The sequence below is a fragment of the Microbulbifer variabilis genome (assembly GCF_052468405.1).
Genome location: NZ_CP174343.1, coordinates 3,234,506 through 3,250,050 on the forward strand (window position 1 = coordinate 3,234,506; position 15,545 = coordinate 3,250,050).

Genomic DNA, 15,545 nt, shown 5'->3' on the forward strand with positions numbered 1-15,545 from the left:
ACTCTATAAATTAAGCAACCGCAATCTGCTGGGCTTCAGGGGTAATCCACTTCATCAAATTGCCTGCTTGCTGATTGTCATACACCGCTTTGCCATGTAAGTCATTAACTACTTGTGCAGCTCGCCAGGCGGAAAGACTTAATTGCGGTTCCGCAATACCATGACTGGTACGGCCAGTGCCGAGGAAGTATAGGCGACGCTCACTATCATCCCCATTAAGCTTTGTTGCAAATGCATCATCAAGCAACAGGCGCCCTTCTACATCCCTAGGAATGCGCTCCTGTAGAGGAGCTAAACAGGCTGGAAGAGCCTCTCGTAAACCTGTGCACAAAATAACGATATCCGCATTTATCCACTCATTACCATCTGCATCACCCAGTAAGTGATTCTGTAATTGTAACTGGTAATCACCGCGACAGGACATATTCACTAATTCGCGATTGGGCATCAATGTCACTCGTTCGGAATCCTTCTCCAGATGCACGAGACGATAAAACAACTGATATAGCTCTTTGAGCGTGTCTGGAGAAATCCCATCGGATGCCAGTTTCTGTTCGGCAACAACCTCTTCACGGCGATGAGGGCTCAGCTGGCGGAATACCTCAACATATTCTGGGGTAAACCAATCATTTGTAAACGGTGTTTCATCCAGGGGCAGATAATTGCTGCGACGGGATACCCAAGTTACCTGCTGCGGGCGCCCCCAGTGTTTGCCAAGAAGATTTATTACCACTTCAGCACCAGTCTGACCACCACCAATCACTGCAACACGCTTGCCACTTACATCGGGGTTGCGCAAAGCTATTTCCAACGCATGGAAACAATTTTCAGAAAGGAATGGTCGGCTACACTCCGGGATATTTGGCTTTTTACCAGCCGCAACGCACAGATTCTTAGCAAGTATCTGTTCACGACCATTGGGCCCATGTACGTCCAGCTCAAAATAATCACCATTATCCACCACACTCTGAACACGGCTACTCATTTGGATACAATCCAGACGACGTGCAGCCCAAGCCAGGTAATCGGCAAATTCCCGGCGCATCACGGTACGTTGTTCTGCATGGAGAAAATCATAAAAGCGCTTGTTTTCCACTAAATATGCCAAAAAACTATAGGGGTTTGTAGGGTCAACCGGTGTTACCAGATCTTTTAAATAGGAAGTCTGCATCATGGCGCCCGGTAACATCAAACCCGGGTGCCAGGAAAATTCCGCTTTAGCGTCGAAGAAACGATGGCTCAGGAATTTATCCTGCATTAAAGCGGCAACAGCCAGGTTAAAAGGACCGGCCCCGATACCGGCAAGATCTAGGAAATTACTCATGATTAGGCCTCTAAAGCGGAAGCGGTTTCTGGTTGTGATTTGGGTTGTTGGGACTCTTGCTCAGCGAGCCAAAGAGGGTTGTGCAGGTCACCACCGACGATGGGGACCGGGCGCTCAGCGCTGTCATCATAGCCCTGCCGCAAGCGCACACGATTAATACAAACACGCTCGATGTGAGGGCGGAATAAATTAAACAGCTGGAAACGTTTCGCCATGTGAGCACTGTGCTGTTGCGCAGATTCCTGATAACGGCGCAGCACCCGAGCCAAAATTGCGTAGAATTCCAGCTCTTCCAATCCGATCTCTATCATTAATTGAGCGGACAGGTATCGCAATACTGTTACGAAGTGACCAGTGAACAGATCGTGAATAATGTAATTGGGTGGTAGCTGGTCGAGTGCTTGCACCGCTGCTTCCGGTAAATCTGCACGCTCAGGAAACTCCCCTTCGGCGAGACGCAGATCCCCTTGAAAATCCTTCAAGAGGACACGCACCACTTTATTATTACGCAACACCAACGTCAGGTTTTGCGAATGAGCCACCAAGCCTATGCCATAGCAACTCAGTAAATGATAAAGAGGCACTACCGTCGCCTCGAACAAATGCTCAAGCCATGCATGTGCAGAAAGACCGGAAGCTTTTATCAGAGCCACAGCTACAGATTTACCGCTGGCATCTCTCTGCAGCAAGGCAGCCATTAAAAGATGGCGCTCTCCCTCTGCACATAGTCCAGCTGGACTCTGCCGCCAGGTGGCCCCGAGCAACTCCTTGTAGCGATAAGGAGTTCCATCAATTAACTCATGATGAAAGTGCGGTACGTGCAACCCCGCCACTTCCTGTAAAACTCCTGTGCCACGAGATTGTAATTCGCCATCGCGTTCACAAAGCTGCTGCATCCATTCGGATAGCCCTGGACCGCAGCGCATAAATTTACCCGGAATTCCGCGGTAACAAGAAGTATTTAAAACCGTCAGTGGTAACTTTACATGCAGGGCTCGAGGGCGATCCAGATTCGACAGGGTACGCAGTGATACTTGTGGCAAGTACTGGTCACCAAATTCTCCAAGTAATACTAAATCGCCACGAAAAATCTGTTGTGCATAGTGTTGGCGAATATGATGTTGCCACTGCCAAGGGTGCACTGGTAGTGGCAAAAATGCTTGCCAATCGATACCCTGTTTGCGGCACACTTCAGACAGCTGCTTCAGTTGTATTTCATTAAGGCTCTCTGCCAATAAATCTGGCCAGTCCCAGGAATCATTATTTCCACTAACAACCAGCTCCCGCCGGACCGCAAGCCATAATAATCGAACACCCTGGGAAGCCTCTGTACCATAAGCATTAAACTCTTGTGCCCCCCAACCGATACGCCCTTTATTCACCATCGCTTTAGGATGACCATCCAGCAGGCATTGCAACTGTTCATCAGGCAATTTTGCCAGAGCTTGGGCATTTAATTTTTCGCGTTTTTGTAATAGAGCAACATCGGCAACCAGAGTGTTGGCAAGTTCTTGTAATAGATTACCCAGAGTACTGGACGAGGCCTCCAAATCCTGAGCGGCATCAATAAAAAATTGTGCCGCATCATCGGCTGGCTTCACTTCTGTATCCCGTATACGTTCAATGTCACATGGATCTATTAATAGCCAATCCCAGATGGTCAACTTGCCCTTGAAGCGATAAACAACCCCTGAGGAGAGGTGTACAGAATATCGACCATCTGTTTCTACTACAGCACTGAGCGCCTGCTCATAGCAAAGCTCAGCCAGTGACTTTACCAATAGAGCTGTATTTGCCAGCTTCCAGTGTTTGTCCCCGCTCATACTCCCCCCATGCTCCGAAAAAAATCTTTCCGCTTACACATCACCAACGCGGCGCGTTTGTGCGGAAAATCAAACTCTTTAATTTTTTTCCAGCTAAAAGTTCCGTTGATATATTTAAGCAACGCCCGGTTATCCGCCCGTGGTTCTCCAACCAAATTTTCAGTCCGTGTATCATCAAGGAACATAAAATGGGAAATACCATTAAACCAGGCATAGGCAAAACGCTTGCCTAAATAACGCAGGTCACCAACCAGCATATGTGCACCACGATCGAATGGCTGGCAATCGTAGTAGGGCGCAATACGATCTTCGAGGGCCCAATAAACTTCAAAATAGGCGAAGGGTTCATCATCAAAACAAGCGATCAAAGGGTATTTATGAGGATCCTCAATAACAGTATCGATAAACTGCCGCTGCTTGTCTGCATCACCCTCCTCTTCCCAAAATTGGGCTACACGTCTCTGGTTCATCCAGCCGGTAAAGCGCTCCAAATCTTTCTGAGGGTCTAAGTGGCGCAAGCTAAAATCCATTCCCAGGGAGTGGAAATAACGTCGATAGACTTCCCCTTTTGGTGGTACCGCACGGAGTGGATGGCGAACTCCCTGCTCATTCTTCACCCACTGCAGAGGAAATTTTCCAGCGTTATTTCCACAATACCAAAGCTCCGCACGCTGATAAAAACCACTGCGGGAAACCCGGCTTGCCACTGTATCTGTTTCAACGATATCTATGTTTTGTAATGCCGGGTTCAGTGCAAAGAGCCAATCAAACCATAGGTCTAATTCCACGAGCTGCGCATTACCGTGTGTTAAAATAATTCGTGCGCAATCCCGCCCTGGAATGTATTCAATTTGGAAGTAATCTTTCCCATTAAATTGACAACAATATCCACCAGGAGCAATTTGCCAAGAGCGTCCATCAGGAAGCTGACCATGCTCCCCCAGGGACTGTTCAGGCACAGCTGTTAAACTGGTCATAAATCTATCCTTGCAGTTTTTTTACACATATTAATCAGGCTTCTTCAGCTGTAAGCTTTACTGCCGATATCAGGGGATTCGCCATCTTGTGATAGATAGAAAGCGGGTCTTCGGTCGTGGTCTCATTCATCCCGATAACCGCACATTGGAAATTGCCCTTGGCCCAGATCTCAGGTGAATTGAGCAGGTACTCCAGGCAACTACTATCTCTTCGCTGACCTTCATGTAGCAATAGAAGGCGTTGACGCAACTGACGCAATAATTCCCGCTCAGTGATTAAGCCCGCAGCGGAAAGGGCGCAAATCAAACCGAAACAACTATTGACGATGAGATAGTAAACAAACAGTCGATTCGCCATTTGCTCATCAATTACATTTTCACTACCCTGCGCCAAATTGGGCAGATAAGGTTTAAGAAGTTGCTCCCCCAAACGGCTATAACCACTGCCCTGGCAATCTCTGAAATAACCAGCAACAGGCAGGGGACCTTCAAACGACAGGATCAAGTTTTGCTGGTGGGCACCAAACAAAATTCCGAAATCGGCCTGGGCAATCAATAAAGGTTCTATTACTGCATCGAGGAAGGCGTTAAACCAGCGTTTAGTGGCTGCCTCAATAGAAATACTCTCCTCATCGGCAAGACACTGAACTAATTGCGCGGCTCTGCAAGGAGATCCGTCTGGGTGATCCTGTGTCAAAGTAGCCAACAAGCAAGTATTTTCTGCTGATTCACCAAGGAAAGGATTTTCCCGGAACATAACCAGGCTTTCTATAATTTGCTTACCATCAATGTCGGCAAGCATCAGGTAGGCTGGCTCTGCCAATACCTGAAATCTCGGATAGCGGTTGGCAAATTCCTGTCCTACCGGTGTACCCCTTACCTTCAGCACTTCAAGTCCGCGAACCATTTCTTTCGGCTGCAGGGTGCGCACGGAGTTGGTTAACCGCAAACTGAGAGAGAATTTAAGCATATATGGGCTATTGCCACTGTAAATTGCGCGCAGAGAGGAAGTTGCTCGCCAGGATTCACTACCCTCACCCAGCTCTACAATTTTTCCAGCCTCAAGTAATTCCACAACACTCTGGACTTCACACAATTTTCGCCACTGCCAAGGATGTGCGGGAAAAGCGACAAACCCTTCGGGCGCTACGGGGCCACCATCTACTCCACGCACCAAGTCGGCGAACTGTACTTCACTAATTTCAGCGCCACTGGCCCCCTGCAAAAATTGAGGATCAACCCCCAGCCATACCAGGGCAAAGCGATTATTAAATTCCGGTGCGTAGCACTCGGCATCTTTATCGGTAAATGGGTCTCGGCTTTTCGGGGTTGGATGTATGGAGTGGCCACATAAAAGCGCCTGTTCTGCCTCGGCAAAACTGAGGGGTAAGGAAAATAACTTTTCTGTATCGGCACTACGTGCAACCAGTGCCTGGGTCATATTTTTTACACTGGACGCAACTCGGCGAGTAAATTGCGTTCGGGATCCCACAGTGGCGCCAGGAAAAAATGAGAAGTCCTGGGCGACCAACTCTGCAGCCTCGGCCATCTCAATCACCTTGCTGCTCCCATCATTCGCTCGCCATACTATGGGCAGAGCGAACTGGTGCCTACCACACTCACTGTGATAGGAAATGTTCAACCAAAGCTCGGCGCTAGATGCCGGCAGGGGAATACTTACTGCTGGAAGACCGATTCCATCCGGAAGTTGTTCACCCTCCTGCATGTGCCATGTGCCGCAACCCGTTTCTCTCAACAGCGCATTAAAGAAACAATTGGCTGACATTCGTTCAGCAAATGCATTGACCGGGCTGTATTGATCAGTCATAAATATCTCTTGAGTACCAACCATGCCAACAGTGCGGTCATACTGAACCGAACCGGGTTGGGGATCGTTCATAAATGGGGTTCTTAACTGAGAAAATACTAAATGCGAATGATTTGTATTTAGAAAATCATGCAGGTAAAATTTCCGTTATTCAAGCTTTTTCTTGAAAAAATGATTCGGATGAGAATTTCTGCACAGAAGCGGGCGTCCGTTTAGCTGTTTTCATTTAATCCGCGGAGTACCCAATGCGGCGATCCCCTCACCAGAAAAAAATCCACTGGATAGTAGCCAGCCAGGGAGCAGCTCAGGTCGTGCTGCTTACCCAAATCCCACTGATCGTTGAGCGTTGCGGCTTAAGTTTGGCCAGTATCGGTGGCCTTGTGGCACTGGGTACTCTGTGCCTGATGGTGGCCGGGCCACTATGGGGGGAACTCGGGGATAGGATTGGTCGCAAGCCCGTATTGCTCGCGGGACTGACTGGCGCCCTATTCGCTCAGTGCCTCTTTGTGGCACTGCTAATTGCACTGGCACAGGGGCTTATCAGCGAAGGTAGCGCATTGTTTGCTCTGGCGATTAGCCGGATCATTTACGGGTTAAATGCCGCCGCTATTTACCCATGCTGCCAAGCCTGGGCCGTTGAATTGGGGGAACCAGAAAAACGTTTGTCGATACTCTCAGGTTTAAGTGCGGCAGCGAACCTGGGGCGAGGGCTTGGGCCGCTACTGGCCTTACCCGCGCTGCTGGCAGGCGACTTGTGGCCCATGGCTTGGCTTGTTCTGCTACCTCTCACAGCTCTGTATTTGACCCTGAGCCTACCCCCCACCACAAATAAATCCCAACCTAGTTCCGGTGAGAAAGCAGCCTTGCCGCCGGGATCGCTGGCTTTATTTGCCACAGCATTACTCGGCACAGTCAGCGTCGGCCAGCTTCAGGTAATAATGGGGCCCGCGCTTAAAGATTTATACGGCCTGAGCGCCTTGGGAGCCTCCTCTGCTACCGCTGTGTTGTTGGCTACTGTGGCAATCTGCGGTTTTCTGGTTCAAGTGGGGTTAGTGCGCAGGCTCAAAGCACCACAGTTGAGCTTTATGCTGGGGGTCACATCGCTGTGCACTGGTAGTATTTTTCTCTCCTCCACCCTGGGGAGCCTTCTCGCAGTTTTTGGGTTACTTGCCTTTGTTGTCGGTATTGCTTTCCTGGTGCCGGGTTACAGCGCACTATTAAGTCAATCCCGGCAACGTGGAGGCAGGCTCTTTGGACTTTTAGCTCTAATGCACACCGGTGGATATACCATTGGGTTCGCGCTGGGAGGCTGGCTATATGAGGAGCACCCCCAACAACCTCTTTTAGGGATGCTCCTCAGTGTGGGGCTGATTGCTATGTGCGCGTTATTCGCACTTTTTCGTGCTAAAAAAGGAAAAGAAAAGCAAGCGAGTTTGGGTGTCTAGCCCATGATTTATCTTCAATAACACAACCAGCGCAAAATCAGTTCGGGCCTTATTGCCGCAGAGGCCTGAAAAGGAGGTAGGGGTTGATAGTAATACCAGCCCCAAAATGCTACAGGTATCTTTGCCAGAACTCTGCCTGACCGAACTCCTCATCTAACGTATAAGGTTTAAACCCCACCTTACGGTAGGCATTCTTGGCCGCAAGGTTTTTCTCTAGAACTTCCATTGTTAGCTTGCAGCATCCTCTTTTTTTTGCCTCTCTCACTACAAACTCCATCATAGCGGCACACACTCCGTAACCTCGAGCCTGCTCGCTGACGATAACATCGTGAATATTGATTAGGGGCTGGCAAGAAAAAGTGGAAAAACCAGTAAAGCAATTAATCAGGCCTAACGCTTTTTCATTGCTGTAGGCCAATACTGTAAAAGCTCCTGGAAACTCCGCCAGCTTGGGCAGCAGTTGATTGCGGCACTGTTCAGGCAGGGGTTCTCCTCCCCCAAAGGGGTGGCGGGAATACTCATCCATCAAAGCGAGAATATCTGCACCGTTGCGACTGTCTCTATAATCCGCCATCGCAACTCGCACGGATGCCTTTTCCTCAGATTTTACAAACTCCATTAATACTACTCTTTCAGCTCTCTGCGCAAAATTACACTTTACGCCATACCTTTAATATTCCCATAATAAAAACAGATTTTTAATAGTTTGGCGACTTGGTAAGTTTTCCACGGCTATTGACCAGCTCAAGTTCTGATGGCACTTGATAACACCTATAGCTTAAAAATGCGTTATCAAACTTCTTCTAGCAAGACTCCTCCTCAATCTCCTTAATACTGAAGCCCTCAGGAACAGGTTCCCGCTCGATCTCACCTCCATCAGTATGGCGGGATAAGGCGTTGCGTAGGCGGGCACGTCTAGCCTGTAACTGGCGCATTCTCAATCGGTGGCGATCCATAAATCCGGAACGCAGCGAGGAACCTCTCCGCCTGCCGGGTCCAGAACTTTTTTTTCTTGCCATTATTTATTCTCCCTTTTTCGACCTGGATCTAGAACACTTAGACCAAGCTCAAGATATTGGTCATAATCTAGGTTAGACCAACACCCCTTGGCCCGCGCGAACAAAGCCGCTATCCTGCAATCATAATGTCCACCTGGTCACATTAGGATACAACTGCATTGCACCCGCTTAATCATCTACTGAAAAATAACCAGCAATGGTCCGAGGCTACCCGTGAGGAAAATCCGGACTTCTTTCTCAAGCTATCGAAACAACAAACCCCAGAATATTTATGGATAGGCTGTGCTGACAGCCGCGTACCCGCAAATGAAATTGTGGGTTTATTACCTGGGGAGTTGTTTGTACATCGTAATGTCGCCAACGTGGTGGTGCATACAGACCTCAACTGCCTGTCAGTGTTGCAGTACGCGGTAGAAATCTTAAAGGTGAAGCATATTATTGTGTGCGGTCACTATGGCTGCGGTGGAGTCCAAGCCGCACTGCACAATGAGCAACTCGGCCTGATCGACAATTGGCTGCGCCATATCCAGGATGTACGCGACAAGCATCACACCCTGATTGACCTTTTCCAGCAGCAACAGCGCACAGACCTATTGTGTGAGCTCAATGTACTGGAGCAGGTAATCCATATCTGCCAGACCACCATAGTGAGAGATGCTTGGCGCGTAGGGCAGCAACTCTCCGTTAACGGGTGGGTTTATGGCCTGGAAGACGGCCTGGTACACGATCTCGGCGTCTCTATCAGCCACCCGGGGGAAATTGCCGACACCTACCAAAACGCCCTAGCCAAAATAGCCAAACGCAATAACGAATAGCAGCACTCCCTGCCGAACTCCCTTATATTTGCTCCTATAAAAAATTTCAGCCCCGGTGTCCTTCCATAGCCGGGGCCCAGGCTCGAGCAGGGAAGCGTTATGTCTGAATATCGCGTATGGGAATGCCAAAACTGTGGCTGGATCTATGATGAAGCTAAGGGCTGGCCCGAGGACAACATAGCGCCAGGCACACGCTGGGAGGAGATACCTGAAGACTGGTGCTGCCCGGAATGCGGTGCCAGCAAAAGCCAGTTTGCAATGCGCGAAGTCTCTACAGGTATCACCCGCCCTAGTAACATTTCACCATCAACATCTACAGCCACCTACCGTATCTGGGAGTGCATGGTATGTGGCTGGGTATACGATGAATCCAAGGGTTGTCCTGAAGAGGGAATCACCACCGGTACCCGCTGGGAGGATATTCCTGAAGACTGGAGCTGCCCCCAATGCGGGGTCAGTAAAGAAGAATTTGACATGGTGTTGGTCTCCTCTGTATCAGTGGAGACCAGCTCAGCAAAACCAATCACGAATACGGGAGAGCCTCTGGTAATCCTCGGCACAGGGCTTGCCGGATATAATTTGGCGCGGGAATTTCGCAAGCTGGACAACCACACTCCCATGCTGATGATTACTGCAGATGATGGCGCCTTCTACTCCAAGCCCCTTCTATCTGCCTCCCTATCTCACGGCAAAACCGCCCAGCAACTGAGCCAAATAAGCGCTGAGGAGATGGCCAGAGAACTAGATGCGGAAATTCTTGTGCACACCCGGGTTTCCGAAATCAACCCAAAAGACAAAACACTTACTCTCCACCAGGAGACTGGCGAGCATATATCAGAAATACACTATGACCGGCTGGTATTAGCCACCGGTGCCTGCTGCCCTCCTATTCCCCACATCGAAGGTGACGCCCAATCACACTTGTTCCGTATCAATAACCTGGGAGATTATCATCGTTTCCGCACAGCCTTGGTGGGCCATAGGCGGGTGATTCTTATCGGTGCTGGGCTAATCGGATGCGAATTTGCTAACGACTTGGTGCAGGCTGGCTTTGCCGTAGAGGTAGTAGAACCACTTAACTGGCCTCTTGGGAGACTGCTGCCGGAACAAGCTGGACGTGACCTGCAGAGGGCATTGGAAAAGCACGGGGTACGCTTCCACTTTGGCTCATCTGTTCAAGCCCTCAAGCGTACTTCCGGGGGGCTGGAAGCTCAACTCGTTAACGGCGAAACAATTCAGGGGGATATCGCCCTGGCGGCACTGGGCTTGAAGGCAAATATAAGATTGGCAGAAACCGCTGGACTCGCGGTCGAGCGCGGTATTAGCGTCAGTCGACACCTTCAGACCAGTAATAAATATATCTTTGCACTCGGTGATTGTGCCGAGGTGGACGGCCACCAACTTTTTTTTGTGGCACCTCTCATAGCCTGTGCCCGCGCCTTGGCAAAAACCTTGAGCGGCGAAGCGACTCCCGTGAACTACGGCGCCATTCCGGTTGCAGTAAAAACCACCTTGCACCCCACCACTGTGTGCCCTCCCCAACCCAATACTGAAGGCCGCTGGCAAGTTTTCGAAGACTCTGAAGGTGTGCGTGCCGAGTATCGTGATCCGTCAGGCAAGCTACGTGGTTTTGCTCTGACCGGCTCCTCAATCTCAGCGCGTGACCGCCTCTGTGAAGAATGCGTGCCAATCATGGACGGCCCTCCACACACAAACCATTAACCGAGCTTCTTTCGCTAGTATTGGAGGCAAAGCGCGCAATAAGTACGCTTTTGCCGTAAAATGGTCGGCTAGCACAGATTTTGTACAAGCAAGCTCCGTATGACGACAGAAAGAAGCCCCATCATCACCCCATCTACCCAACAAAGCCGCCTTTTGCGCGATACCTTGGGTCAATTCGCCACAGGTGTCACCGTCATCACTACCCAGGATATTAACGGCCAACCTGCTGGAATGACCGCAAACAGCTTTAATTCTGTCTCCCTGGATCCAGCGTTGGTACTCTGGAGCATTGACAAGCAATCTCTTGGCTATGAAGCATTTACCACTCGCGAACACTTTGCAGTGCATGTTTTACGTGCAGACCAGCAGCATGTCTCCAACCTGTTTGCTGGCCGCGGGGCCGACAAGTTCGGCCAGGTACACTGGTATGAAGGACCCAATGGCATTCCCCGTCTGGACGAGTGCGCAGCTTACTTCCACTGCCGCCGTGTGCAGTGTATCGAAGGTGGCGATCACACCATCCTTTTGGGCGAAGTTTTGGAGTTTTCCGCCCCCGGCGGCGAACCATTGGTTTTTCATCGCGGCCGCTATCGCGCCTTGGCTGGCGATTAATTATCCGTTTGCTTTTAGTTATCAAGGCACTTTCCGGAGAGCTACTTTGGCCTCTTTTCATACCTTGGCGCTATAAAAAATTTTTTTTTATACTTACAGGTCAATAGACTCGATAAACTTTGGTGGCGGCATAACCCCCTCGTAATAATTTAGTGGCAGGCTCTCAAAATTTACTGATTGGACTCAAAGGTAATGACTCCAGGCACTCTCTTCTGCTTTGCACACCGCGGTTACCAGCGGCGAGCCAGCGAGAATACCTTGCAGGCTATTGGCCACGCACTGGAAATGGCAGTCGGGGGTATTGAAATTGATATCTGGAATGTGGGTGGCCAACTTCTAGTAAAGCACGATCGGCGCCTGGGACGCCTAATCCCGGGCAGTGAGCTAATTACTGAGATGCGCCCAGAGGATTTGAGAGAAAGACCCCTCCCTTGTGGCAATACTATTCCATCACTTCAGGAAGTACTGGAACTGGTCGGCGGCAGCGCACAGTTAAATATTGAAATTAAAGGCCCCAATTGCGCTTCCTTACTGGCAAAGGAAATACGGCGTTTTGTCACTGAAAAAGGCACTACATTCGATCAATATATTATTTCCTCATTTGATCACAGACAGCTGTATGAATGCCTGCGCCTATTACCCGAAGTACGCCGTGGGGTGTTAATTAGTGGTGTACCCCTTGATTTAGCTGCCTGTACCGCGCCATTACAAGCATATTCGCTACACACCAACCTGGATTTTATTAGTGCAGATTTACTGGCTGATGCCGGACAGCGGGGACTCAAAAACTATGTCTTTACTGTTAATAACCCTAATGACCTGGCAATGCTGGCCGCACTAGGTGTAGACGGGGTTTTCACCGATGAACCGCAGATAGTACTGGATTTCAACACACGAGTTCTCGCCAGCAGCGCACTTTGCTAACAGAATATTTGGTATGCCGTTCATGTAATACCATACAAATAAACCCGGCAAAAGTGCCGGGTTTATTTCTTTCAATGGCCTCTTACGACGTATAGCTCTTAACAAAATAAAGTAGCCAAAGACTATTTACTTCCACTGTTTAGAACTCTGCACTAGCACGTAAATACCAGAAGCCGCCGTTGAAACCAAAAGGCGAGGTCAATGCCTGGTCTACGCCCAGAAACTGCAGGGTTCCATCCTGTTCGTCATCAGGCTGTACATCAAAGATATTCTCACCACCGATGGCAATTTTGTAATTCTCATAGAGCGTGAAGGTTGCCTCCAGGTCCACCAGTATCTCGCTGCCATAGCTATAGGTATCCGAAGCATCACCCGGCCCAAACAGCCCCCCTGTTGACTCCCAGCTGCTATAACGATTCAGACGTAAATAACCGCTGAATATATCTCCGGTATCAAAATCCAACGTTAGTGTGGTGCGATCACTGGGCACCTGGTTTTCCAGGTCAAAAACCCTGGAGGCATTGATGGTGTTTTCTGCAACATTACTCACTTCCTGCTGGTTATGATTATGGCGTAAATCTACCACTAACAAATTGCCAGCCACCTCAAAGTCACTGGTAACTGCCAAGTCGATACCCGAAATTTCAGAGTCATAAGCGTTGACAAAATAGTTCGCATTACTACCACTCAGAAGTGCCGCATTTTCAACTCCCGCACTCTGAAGGAGTTCAACTTCCGCATCACCAATCGCATTGTTGCGCAAGGCCAGCCGATCCTCAATATCGATGTTGTAGTAATCGACAGTAACGCTGGTGTTATCGAACGGTGAAAAAACCGCCCCCAAGGTAAAGCTGGTGGATTCCTCTGGACTTAACTCTGCAGCGCCCAATGCCATAGCAACCGGGTGACTCACCGGGTATGTTCCATTCGGAATCAGATTACCGCTGGAATCAGCAGTTGTCGTGACATTCAGGGTGTTTACCTGTCCGGGAGTAGGCGCGCGGAAACCAGTATTTACAGTACCCCTTAGGGCGAAACGCTCATTGATGTCATAGCGGGCTGAGATCTTCCAGTCAGAGGTAGACCCAAACTCATCATATTCTTCAAGGCGTAGTGCCGTACCTAGCGTCAGTGCATCAGTTACGTCCGCTTCAAGGTCAATATAAGCGGCAATACTCTCACTACTGTAACTGCCGACAGCCTCAGTGGGGAAACCCTGAAATCCATCCGAGCCGACGCCAAAATGGGCCGCAGTCGGGCCCACTTCAGTGGAAGCAGAATCACCTGCGCCAATTGAATAGGTTTCCTCTCTCCACTCAGCACCAAAGGCCACGTTAAGCGGCGAATCTAAAAAAGCCAAATCCACAGGTTTCACAAAATCCGCATTAAGGCTGGACTCTTCCTGGGTAAGAGTGCCCGGCTTGAAACTGGTGGGCGACAATAAACCGAGGCTAGGGTTTATAGAATCTTTCAGTACATATTCCACCTCATTCTCCGCAACCCGCGCGCGCAGGTCCCAGGTCAGTCCATTTTGCATTTCGCCTCGAGCACCTACCACGGCGGAAATATCATGAATTTCTGCACCGAACTGGGGGTTATAGCCGCCAGGGAACTGGGTGTAGATGGGGTTGCGCAACACATATCCACTGGGGCTGGAATTATCGGCTACCAAATAATCGGATGGGTTTAACCCCTGGCCGATAATGTAATCAATCAACGACTGTGGTGCCGGATCTGGCAAATAGTCGACACTTCCAGGGTCATTAGGATCACTGGGCATATCCACCTGTAAAGTACCGCGAGCGGTAAATTGATGTTCCGGGTCAAGTACTGGGCCACGATAGAAGAAGTCTGAAATAGTTTCGTTGGTTGAGTAACCAAAATTTCCGTACAGCTCGACATCATCATTAATATCCAGGCCGCTGTTTACAAAAAATTTCAATGTCTCCACATCTGGATCACCCCAGCGCTGGCCAAGCCCGTCGAGCGGCACCAGGTCCTCTCCAACCACAGATCCGACAAACTCGGCATCAGGACGAGCGACGCCGCGCCAGGTTTTATCGGCCTTGGAATATTCCACAGTGCCATTGACAAAGCCCTTATCCCAGAGATTAAAGCCTGCATTGGCCGCCAAGCTGTTACGAGCCCCATCTCCTTCAAAATACTCACCAGTTTGTGCAGAAAAGCCGAAACCTTCTGCATCATCCTTTAAGATAATATTCACTACTCCGGCAATAGCGTCAGAGCCATATTGGGCCGAGGCGCCATCACGCAGTACTTCTATCCTTTCTATGGCCATAGATGGCAGCGTAGAAAAATCCACAGCCTGAGCACCTTGGTTAACCGTTCCCAGCGGAGCAAGTTGTAAGTTTACAAGGGCTGAACGGTGTCTACGTGTACCGTTAACCAGCACCAGTGTCTGGTCCGGAGATAAGTTGCGCAGGGTCACCGGACGAATAAATGCTGTTCCATCCGCAATTGGGAAACGCTGGGTATTAAAGGAAGGGGCAATTTTTGCCAGAGACTCTGTCAGATCGAAACTGGCCTGATCAGCCAGTTTATCACCACCGACCACATCGACTGGGGACAGAGTTTCTGTGGGAGAGACACCCTCCTTGCGTGTACCGGTAGTAATCACCTCTTCCATCGCCCGGTCATCGACAGCCGGGGGCTGCTCGCTTTGCTCCTGGGCTAAGACGCCTGGAGCCGTAAGTACGACAGCGATTGCCAGCGACAAAGGTCTTAGCAAATAGGTTTGCATGTTGCCCGTCCTCTCTTTTCATTATTAATTTGGACAGCACACCACTGGATAACCTTGAATAGTGATGAGCAGTATTATTCTTGCGCGCACTGAGACCTACAGAGCACTTTTTTGCTATGGGAATATATCAGCCTACCCTTATCTCTGAAAATTTTCGCGTCAGTGCTAAAAGTCTCTCAATTTTTGACATTTTCCCTCGCCTGATTAGACAACAGTTACTCTGGAAACCAAAACTCATGGCGTTTAAATTTATTTATGTTAATAGTTGACACACCTGACTAATGGTCATTGCTGC

The 15,545-nt window shown here is 49.6% G+C and carries 12 protein-coding genes; 5 read left to right on the forward strand and 7 right to left on the reverse strand.

Annotated elements, in window-relative coordinates; translation table 11 throughout:
- Positions 1-10: 10 nt before the first annotated feature.
- The 4 genes from ACJJJB_RS14755 to ACJJJB_RS14770 are packed head-to-tail and all read right to left on the reverse strand — an operon-like array spanning position 11 to position 6,024.
- On the reverse strand, positions 11-1,324 hold the full coding sequence (locus tag ACJJJB_RS14755) for a lysine N(6)-hydroxylase/L-ornithine N(5)-oxygenase family protein (protein WP_445365086.1): 1,314 nt from the start codon (positions 1,322-1,324) through the stop codon (positions 11-13).
- Between the two features lie 2 nt (positions 1,325-1,326).
- Complete coding sequence (locus ACJJJB_RS14760; protein ID WP_353375983.1) at positions 1,327-3,147, reverse strand: IucA/IucC family protein; 1,821 nt, start codon at positions 3,145-3,147, stop codon at positions 1,327-1,329.
- Complete coding sequence (locus ACJJJB_RS14765; RefSeq protein WP_353375982.1) at positions 3,144-4,124, reverse strand: GNAT family N-acetyltransferase; 981 nt, start codon at positions 4,122-4,124, stop codon at positions 3,144-3,146. The genes ACJJJB_RS14760 and ACJJJB_RS14765 overlap by 4 nt, the downstream gene beginning before the upstream one ends.
- A 34-nt stretch (positions 4,125-4,158) precedes the next feature.
- A complete protein-coding gene (locus ACJJJB_RS14770) occupies positions 4,159-6,024 on the reverse strand; it encodes an IucA/IucC family protein (RefSeq protein ID WP_445365087.1) in 1,866 nt (621 codons plus the stop codon).
- Between the two features lie 173 nt (positions 6,025-6,197).
- On the opposite strand from ACJJJB_RS14770, the gene ACJJJB_RS14775 reads away from it, so the two are divergent.
- Complete coding sequence (locus ACJJJB_RS14775; protein ID WP_282952557.1) at positions 6,198-7,397, forward strand: MFS transporter; 1,200 nt, start codon at positions 6,198-6,200, stop codon at positions 7,395-7,397.
- A gap of 109 nt (positions 7,398-7,506) precedes the next feature.
- Here the strand turns inward: ACJJJB_RS14775 and ACJJJB_RS14780 are convergent, their stop codons facing one another.
- Both ACJJJB_RS14780 and ACJJJB_RS14785 read right to left on the reverse strand, forming a co-directional pair.
- Entirely contained in the window at positions 7,507-8,016 is a 510-nt protein-coding gene (locus tag ACJJJB_RS14780; protein ID WP_020412481.1) for a GNAT family N-acetyltransferase, read from the reverse strand.
- Between the two features lie 184 nt (positions 8,017-8,200).
- The gene (locus tag ACJJJB_RS14785; RefSeq protein ID WP_353375979.1) at positions 8,201-8,416 is read right to left on the reverse strand and encodes a hypothetical protein; all 216 of its coding nucleotides are present in this window, start codon (positions 8,414-8,416) and stop codon (positions 8,201-8,203) included.
- Positions 8,417-8,574: 158 nt separating this feature from the next.
- Between ACJJJB_RS14785 and can the strand changes: the two genes are divergently transcribed.
- The 4 genes from can (at position 8,575) to ACJJJB_RS14805 (ending at position 12,489) form a co-directional block, all read left to right on the forward strand.
- Entirely contained in the window at positions 8,575-9,231 is a 657-nt protein-coding gene (gene can, locus ACJJJB_RS14790) for a carbonate dehydratase (protein ID WP_020412479.1), read from the forward strand.
- A gap of 99 nt (positions 9,232-9,330) precedes the next feature.
- Positions 9,331-10,953 (forward strand): FAD-dependent oxidoreductase, encoded by a 1,623-nt coding sequence (locus ACJJJB_RS14795; RefSeq protein WP_444946221.1) that lies wholly within the window; start codon positions 9,331-9,333, stop codon positions 10,951-10,953.
- A 99-nt stretch (positions 10,954-11,052) separates the two neighbouring features.
- Positions 11,053-11,565 carry a flavin reductase family protein gene (locus ACJJJB_RS14800; protein WP_020412477.1) on the forward strand — a complete coding sequence of 171 codons (513 nt, stop codon included), beginning with the start codon at positions 11,053-11,055 and terminating at the stop codon, positions 11,563-11,565.
- A gap of 192 nt (positions 11,566-11,757) precedes the next feature.
- The gene (locus tag ACJJJB_RS14805) at positions 11,758-12,489 is read left to right on the forward strand and encodes a glycerophosphodiester phosphodiesterase (RefSeq protein WP_020412476.1); all 732 of its coding nucleotides are present in this window, start codon (positions 11,758-11,760) and stop codon (positions 12,487-12,489) included.
- Between the two features lie 139 nt (positions 12,490-12,628).
- Here the strand turns inward: ACJJJB_RS14805 and ACJJJB_RS14810 are convergent, their stop codons facing one another.
- Complete coding sequence (locus ACJJJB_RS14810) at positions 12,629-15,250, reverse strand: TonB-dependent receptor plug domain-containing protein (protein WP_445365088.1); 2,622 nt, start codon at positions 15,248-15,250, stop codon at positions 12,629-12,631.
- Positions 15,251-15,545: the final 295 nt, after the last annotated feature.

Coding starts and splice junctions, on each gene's coding strand:
- ACJJJB_RS14775 (WP_282952557.1), top strand. CDS start 6,198: ATGCGGCGATCCCCTCACCAGAAAAAAATCCACTGGATAGTAGCCAGC.
- ACJJJB_RS14770 (WP_445365087.1), bottom strand. CDS start 6,024: ATGAACGATCCCCAACCCGGTTCGGTTCAGTATGACCGCACTGTTGGC.
- ACJJJB_RS14755 (WP_445365086.1), bottom strand. CDS start 1,324: ATGAGTAATTTCCTAGATCTTGCCGGTATCGGGGCCGGTCCTTTTAAC.
- ACJJJB_RS14810 (WP_445365088.1), bottom strand. CDS start 15,250: ATGCAAACCTATTTGCTAAGACCTTTGTCGCTGGCAATCGCTGTCGTA.
- ACJJJB_RS14805 (WP_020412476.1), top strand. CDS start 11,758: ATGACTCCAGGCACTCTCTTCTGCTTTGCACACCGCGGTTACCAGCGG.
- ACJJJB_RS14780 (WP_020412481.1), bottom strand. CDS start 8,016: ATGGAGTTTGTAAAATCTGAGGAAAAGGCATCCGTGCGAGTTGCGATG.
- ACJJJB_RS14760 (WP_353375983.1), bottom strand. CDS start 3,147: ATGAGCGGGGACAAACACTGGAAGCTGGCAAATACAGCTCTATTGGTA.
- ACJJJB_RS14800 (WP_020412477.1), top strand. CDS start 11,053: ATGACGACAGAAAGAAGCCCCATCATCACCCCATCTACCCAACAAAGC.
- ACJJJB_RS14765 (WP_353375982.1), bottom strand. CDS start 4,124: ATGACCAGTTTAACAGCTGTGCCTGAACAGTCCCTGGGGGAGCATGGT.
- ACJJJB_RS14785 (WP_353375979.1), bottom strand. CDS start 8,416: ATGGCAAGAAAAAAAAGTTCTGGACCCGGCAGGCGGAGAGGTTCCTCG.
- ACJJJB_RS14795 (WP_444946221.1), top strand. CDS start 9,331: ATGTCTGAATATCGCGTATGGGAATGCCAAAACTGTGGCTGGATCTAT.